At 26.3% G+C, this 7,659-nt stretch carries 5 protein-coding genes; 1 reads left to right on the plus strand and 4 read right to left on the minus strand.

The genetic code is table 4. The features are described 5' to 3' along the window. Positions 1 to 243, minus strand: a 243-nt coding sequence (locus tag BU00_RS0102795; protein ID WP_027121391.1) for a hypothetical protein, incomplete at its 3' end; no start/stop codon positions are given. 249 nt (positions 244 to 492) lie between these two features. On the opposite strand from BU00_RS0102795, the gene BU00_RS0102800 reads away from it, so the two are divergent. Then, a complete protein-coding gene (locus BU00_RS0102800; protein ID WP_156926435.1) occupies positions 493 to 4,470 on the plus strand; it encodes a discoidin domain-containing protein in 3,978 nt (1,325 codons plus the stop codon). A gap of 159 nt (positions 4,471 to 4,629) precedes the next feature. On the opposite strand, the gene BU00_RS0102805 is transcribed toward BU00_RS0102800, so the two are convergent. The 3 genes from BU00_RS0102805 to BU00_RS05340 form a co-directional block, all read right to left on the minus strand. Beyond that, on the minus strand, positions 4,630 to 6,630 hold the full coding sequence (locus BU00_RS0102805) for an MGA_1079 family surface serine endopeptidase (protein ID WP_342665344.1): 2,001 nt from the start codon (positions 6,628 to 6,630) through the stop codon (positions 4,630 to 4,632). Continuing rightward, complete coding sequence (locus BU00_RS0102810; RefSeq protein ID WP_027121401.1) at positions 6,627 to 6,962, minus strand: hypothetical protein; 336 nt, start codon at positions 6,960 to 6,962, stop codon at positions 6,627 to 6,629. Before BU00_RS0102810 ends, BU00_RS0102805 begins: the two co-directional genes overlap by 4 nt. 410 nt (positions 6,963 to 7,372) lie before the next feature. Next, on the minus strand, positions 7,373 to 7,659 hold a 287-nt coding region (locus tag BU00_RS05340; RefSeq protein ID WP_027121402.1), incomplete at its 5' end, for a hypothetical protein.

Below are 7,659 nucleotides of genomic sequence, written 5' to 3' on the forward strand. Positions count from 1 at the left end.
CTTTTTTCTACCAACTCCTTTATTTGCTTTTGGTGATTTACCTGTTTTGCTATCTAAATTCATATTTAAATTATACAAGTTAATTTTTTGTTTAAATCTATAAATTACGTGCTTAGTAAATTTAATGTTATTTTGATTACAAAAATTAGTTCAAAATAGTTGTTCACTAGCAAAATTATTATTTGCTTTGTAATACTCTTTGATTCAAAATTCTCATTGTTTGTGTGATAAATGTTTGCTCATTTTTATGGGCGAAGCCCGAGGGGTATACCCCTCCCCCTTCCTTTTGTTTTATAAAAGAAAACACAGAAATAACTGTGTCATTTCTGTGTCCCCCTTTAAAACATAAAAAAGTTATTTTTATGTTTAATAATTTACTTTTAGAAAATTATTACATTACATTTCTTATATATATATATATATATATCAGTTATATTTAAATTAAGAAAGGATTTTATTTTCAAAATATGTTTGAAAATAAATAATATTTTTATGAAAAAGCGTAATAAGTGACTAATAGTTGTCTCAAATTTATCAGCAGCTACAGTACCACTTGTAGTTGCTGCTTCATGTGGTACTTCAAAAAAACCACAAGCCCCAACTAATAAAGGAATTTTACAAGCTAAAATTAGTGAAGTAAATTCTTACATTACATCAGAATTAAATGATGCAATATATAATAATATTAAAGATAAATTAATCCAAGATAAAATGCAAGCACAAGCAGTTGTAGACAAAACAGATGCAACTCAAAGCGAAGTAGAACAAGCATTAAGAATGCTTGAAGATAATTTTAATAAAGCAAAAAATTCTAAACAAACATTGGATAGTAATGGACAATCTGTTGATAAAACACAACTTATATCATCAATATCAACAGTTTCTTCATATATTGATACACAATTAACAGACTCTAAATATCAATCTGTTAAAGATGAACTAATGCAAAGTAAAATGAGTGCACAAGCAGTTGTGGATAAAACAGATGCTTCTGCAAATGAAGTTTCAAGTGCAAAAGTTGCTTTAGAAAAAGCTTTAGAAAAAGCTAAATTAGATAAATTAAAAGTTAACTTAAAAGAGTTAATTAAAAAAGCAGAAGCATTAGACCAAACAGGTTTAAGTCAAGAATTAAAAACAAAATTAACATCTAAACTTTCAGAAGCTAAAGCATTTGCTACAAGTACAACATCAACTAAAGTGGATATTGATGCTTCAACATCTTCATTAACAGCAGTTATTAAAGAAGTAGAACTTGAAATTCTTAAAAATAATTCAATTGAAGAAGTTAAAGTAGAATTACAAAAATCAATTGATGCTGCAAAAGAATTAATTGATAGTATGACTGAAAGTAAATATTCAGAAGTTAAAAAAGAATTAGAAGCAGCTAAAATGCAAGCTGAAACTGCTAAAGCAGAAACAAATACTACAAAAGAAAAATTAGCACAAGAAAAACAAAGATTAGATGATGCTATTGACAAAGCAAAACAAGATAAAGAAAACTTACGTGAAACACCTTCTAATGTTATGACAGAAACAAAATCATTTGAAGAAACACAATATGTTTATGCTTTTAAAGATACACCAGTAAAAGAAGCACTAAAATCACAAATTGAACAAGGTTGAATATTTGAAAATCTTGAAGAAGAAGTTGTACAAGATGATCAAGCAGATGCTAGTGGTTCAGATGATTCAAGTGATGCTAGTACATCAACAACAGGTGGTTCTTCAACAAACACTGATGCTTCTCAAACTGGAGCACAAGCACAACCTACTGCTAATTCAGGAGCGGGTTCTTCACAAGGTGGAAGTGATGTCACAACAGGTTCTGCAAGTAGTGAAGCAGGTGAAGAAAAACCAACATCAACTATAACCACATCTACACAACCTAGTGTACCAACAAAAATTGATAGATTAGTTAAACCAGGTTTTGAAACTTTTAAAGGAAAAAAACTTAAAGAAGGTAGTCAAACAGTTTATGACTATTTAAATGTTGTTATTAAAGGTATAACAAAAACTGTTACATATGAAACATCTGACTTAAATACTCTTGGTGGTACTTCTAATTTAGAGGTTGTAGTTGATCAATCATTTAATTTCAATCCTACTCATGCACCATTATCAATGGTCGTTGATGGAAATAAAGGTCAAGCATCAAGATGAGACTCATGAAACTTTTATGGTAAAGAACAAGATAGAAGTTATATTACAATTAAACTTAAATCAGATGATGCAGTAGTTAATCAATTTAAATTATGAACTAGAGCAAGAGGATATTCACGTGGCCTTCAAAATAATAAAGCATTACCAACTCAGTTTATTAAATTGTATTATTCAGAAGATGGAACAAAATTTGAAAGAGTTAAAAATCAAGATAAAGAAACAAAAGAACAATTATTTATTTTAAATAGTAATGGCGAAATTGATAGAGCAGCAAATGATAATGTTGATTATGCAGAAATTAATTTTGATCCCGTAAAAGCAAAATATATTAGATTTGAATTCAAGGTGCCAGAAATAGATGGAATTAAAGGCCAAAACTTACCTGATACAACAACTAATGAAAAAGCAACAACAAATTTTGGTATAGTAGGATTTAATGAAGTTGAACTTGTACAATTAACAGATTCTGGTAAACAAAAATGAGCAGAAGCAAACAATATAGAAAGATATAAAGACTCTTCAAGCATTGTATTCCCTAATGATTTATCTATTGAATTTGACAAAACTATAAAACTTGATAATACATCTATTTTAAATGCAGATCAAGAAGCAAATAAAATTAAAAATTATAATTTAACAAGTAATTTTGATTTAACTACTTTAACAGCAGATAAAATTAATGTTAAGAAATATTTAAATGAAACTGCTTCTGAAAATGTTGATGCAAATATTGCTGTTGTAGTCGATGAAATTGCAACAAAAACCTTAAGCAATAAAGTTATTGCAAAAGAATTTAAAATTTCTTTATTCAAAGATCATGAACATAAAAAAGAATATATTCTTAACGTAATGAATCCAAGTTTATATTTAAGAGATTTCAAACCATTCACAGATGAAATAAATGAACAATATAATTCCTTAATGCATGAAAAATTAAATGATCAAAGATATAATGAAGTAAAAACTTTAAAAACACAACTTGATCGGTTAATAACTACAAAACTTGCACAAGGTGTGGATCATGATTATTTAACTGATAAAGATGAAATTACAAACAAATTTAATGAAATCCGTCAAAAAGTAGCTGAAATTGATGGTAAAACATTATTGATTCTAAAAAGTCATTCAGTTAAAAGAATTACAAACTCTAAATTTGAAATTTCAGTTACTTTAGATAAAAGATTTGTAAAATCAGGTGAAACACAAGAAATTAAACTTAAAACAGATGATACAACATTAAGTGAATCATTATTAACAGTTAATAGTTCTGAATGAAATAGATCAGAAACAGGAACACCAAATACAAGCCAAGGTTCAAACACTCAAACATCACCGCAAGCACAACCTCAACCAGCGCCTTCAACATCTTCTGGTGCTCAACAAGAAGAAGGTGAAACAGTTGCTCCACAACCAACACCTTCTGTAACCACAAAAGGAAAAGATGTAACAATTAAATTTGTTATTGATAAGGATGAAGATAAAACAATTAATGTTTTAGGTCTTACACTTGGTAATGAAGAAGTTGCTAAATTTAATTATGCAATGGAATTACACAAATTATCTAACTTAGTTCAAAACTTTGATAGAACATGAGATATTCATACTGGTAAATATACATATACATTTGACATTAAAGGATATAACATTGTAGATAAAGCATCAGATCCAATTGTTTTTAAAACAAGTGATGGTAATATAAAGGGAACAGATCTTTCTGTTACTCATAAAGAAAATGGTGTAAATACATATGAATTTAAATTAGAAGGTAAAGAAACTGAACCAAATAATAATGGAGAAGCAACAAAAAACTGATGAATGAACCAAATTACTATTAATGGACATGTGTTAAAAACACAAGAAAATACAAATGTACAAGAAAATGTCACAAGATATCACGCAAGAAAAATTGAATGAAAAGTTTATGATGCATATATTCAAAGATTAGGTACTTGAAATGATAACTCAAATAATAAAAGATTTACATTACACTTTAAATTAGAAAATCCAGAAGGATTAATTCAACCTAAAAATAAACTCATCAATAAATTTAAATATTGATATACCATCACAACAGGTCCTGAATATACCGGTCGTGTTCTATATGGAAATAATGAAGATTATAGAATAAATAATCAATCAGAAGTGATTAATTTTAGATCACCTAATACCTTTGCTTTAAGATCAAGTGAAAAAATGAGTAAAGTTCTTAGCATCACAATAGATGATATTACTATTCCAAAAGAAAAAATTAAAACTAAAGATTCTTATGATTTAGATGGTACCAAAACATCTGAAACAGAATTAAATTAATAATTGAAAATAGTCATATTTTCATTATAAATTCAAATTATAATTACATTCTTAATTTAAAGTAATATAAAACAATCATTAAAAATATAAAACAAATACGTTTAGACTTATAAAAACTGTCTAAACGTATTTTTATAAATATTACTAAGAAACTGCAATTTACCCCTTAACAGGTAAAGCAAACCAAGGTTCTTTAAAATCCTCTGGATTTCTAAGACTTGATTTTAATATATTTAATCCAAGACTTGATTTATTTGGTAAATCAAGTGGATTTTCATTATTTCAATTAACACCAAAATAGTTCATATCTTTTGTATCATAATGTCAACCAACACTATAACCACCACCATTTCCAGAGTTTCATAAAGAAATATAAGCATCTTCACCAGTAATAAATCCGGTTCCTGAATTACCACCACCAAACATTATTGGTGAATAATTAGGAAATTGATCAAATACAGTTTGAGTACTTGATACATTTGGTCTATGATTTACATAACCTGTTAAACCACCTCAACCTGGAAAACCAATATGACCTATATCACGAATAGTTGGTACTCAAATTTCTTTATCTTTATAACTATTATCTATTTTGATATCATCAAGTTCATACCATTCTCTTAAAAATCTTGCTGTATCTCCTTGTGCTTTGTTAATTGCTCTTTTGTATTCAGAAGCAAAATCTACAATAGAAACAGTTGCATCGATACCTCTACCATTAGAACCATTATTATTTTTCATTTCAGAACTTTGTATTCCAGTTCATATCACTTCGATATTTCGATCAATTAAATTATGATCAGCATTTTGATTAGTATATGATGGATGAAAATTATGTAAAGATGTACCTGGTCGTAGATCGTTTCCATAACGGTTATATGGTAACATAAAAGATCTTCAATCTTTTATGGTTTTAGGATAGAATTTATTTGATGAATCAACTAACTGTGAATTTCGTGAGATAGCATTTTCAACATGTTGATTAGTTAAAATGTAAAATCTCATATCATTAGGTTCATCACTAACTTTACCAATCATTGTGGATGATCCACTACTTCCAGGTCTAATATATCTTAAAGCACGTTTTTTAACATTTTTAACAAGATCATATTTTTCATCATATCCTCATTCTTTTCTGATTCATTCCTTATTTGGAACATAACCTTCGTTATGTTTGAAAGCAACATTTTGATTAGGATTATATTTATTATGATCAGCAACTTGTGAACCTTTATTAAATAATAAAAATGCTTGTGCAGGTTCTTTTGCTTGATTTGCAGATATAAAAGTTAAAGCACCATAATCAATATTATTATAATCATATTGATTTGTTTGCTCAAATCTAAATGAACCTTCGTCTTCGATAGAATTAATATAATTTATTACAACTTTTGATGCATATGGAGCAATTATTATTGCTCTATTTTTATCAAAAACAAGGTTATCTTTTTTGTTTAAAGCGCTTGTAACATCTATTAACATTTTATAGTTTTCATCGCTTATTTTAAAAGTAAATTCTATACCCTTATCTGGATTTCAAATACTTTGAATTTTATATGGTATTTCATAATGTTCTTGATCTATATCAAATACAAATTTATTTTGATATATATAATTTTGATTATTTAATAAATTATCAAAATTTAAACTATATTTAATAGCATATTTTTCTTGTTTTTGACGATTATCTTTTTCAGAATCAAAAATTAATGGTGCTATATGGAATGTTAAGTTTAAACTTCTTGCAGAAGTATTAGTTTGTAATAATGTATATTCTAAATATTTTTTATCTAATGTTCAAGAAGCAGTATTATTTTCTTTATTAAGAGATCATGCTAAATCTTTTCAGTATGGTTCAAGTATCCTTGAACGAAATATTTCATTTTGTGAAAGATATGTGGTTTTTAAATTTTGGTTTGTAAAATTAAGATTTAAATCTCTATTTCGAGATTCAACTTTTTTAAATCCATCTATTTGATATCAAACATTACCAGCAATTATATTATTATCAGATTTTTTAAATCCTAATTTAATAAAAGCTTTTGTTCCGTAAGGATTTTGTATTTCTTTGATCACAAAAAGATTTTTTGGTATAAAAAAGTTTTTATAATTAATTTCTTCATCTAAATTCAGTGTAATTGCTTGATTTAGTCCATCTAAATCATCTTTTCACTCACATCAGCAGTCTTAGTACCTAAAACTTCTTTATTAATATTTAAATCAGACAACTTAATTTTATTTAAAACAACTTCTGGATATAATTCTTGTTCATAATCATTAACAATATTATATAAAGTAAATGTTTTACCATTACTATATCTTTTTTGAGGATTGTTTTTATCAATAAATCCTATTTTAAAACTCATACCGTGTTTTCCAACAGGTTGAACATCATAAAAATAATAAAATAATTCTCTATCTAGTTTATCATTGTCAACAGAACTTCATTGAGTTTGAGTATTTTCACCATCATAAACAATACCCGTATTCATTGGTACATACCAACTATCTTCATAAATGTTATTTGTTAAAGGTACTTTATTTGAAACTTTATCTCTGTTTCTAATTAATCTAAAAACATAGTTTAATTTTAATTCTGCATTTTGTCTTATAATTTCTCTAACATTAACACCTCTATAATATGTTTTATTAGATTGCGAAGTTGCTTTACCAATAAATTTTCTAAAATTAAAATCTGCATTATTTAAGTTATTAATCTGATTTTTTTGTTGTTGAGAAATTTGTTGAAATTCAGAACTAACAAAATCTTCTGAAGTAAATTTAATTCCATTTTTTGGTTTAACAAAAGTATCATATCTTTCTTCAATAAAATGATCAACAGCAAAAGAATACTTTTGTTTTAATTTAAACTTTCAGTAAATTTTATACTAAATAAAAAAAATTAAGAAATTTTTTCGTTTATAGATATTATGAAACTATATAATTCATCAGAAGAAATATTCAAATTTTTGAGTATTTCTTTTTGTTTTGCAGTTAGAGAATTTTTTCTTATATATTTTTCATCAAATTTTGAAACCTCAATTTTTGATAATTCATCTATTATTGAATTAAATGTTAAACTTGATTTATTTTTTAATAAATCAGAACAATGAAACTTAATAAAACTTTTAACTATGGAAGCAATGAAAGTTATAAAGGTTTTACTTTCTAAAACACCATCAGTATAAG

It is taken from the genome of Mycoplasma leonicaptivi ATCC 49890 (assembly GCF_000622205.1).
GTDB lineage: Bacteria > Bacillota_I > Bacilli_A > Mycoplasmatales > Metamycoplasmataceae > Mycoplasmopsis > Mycoplasmopsis leonicaptivi.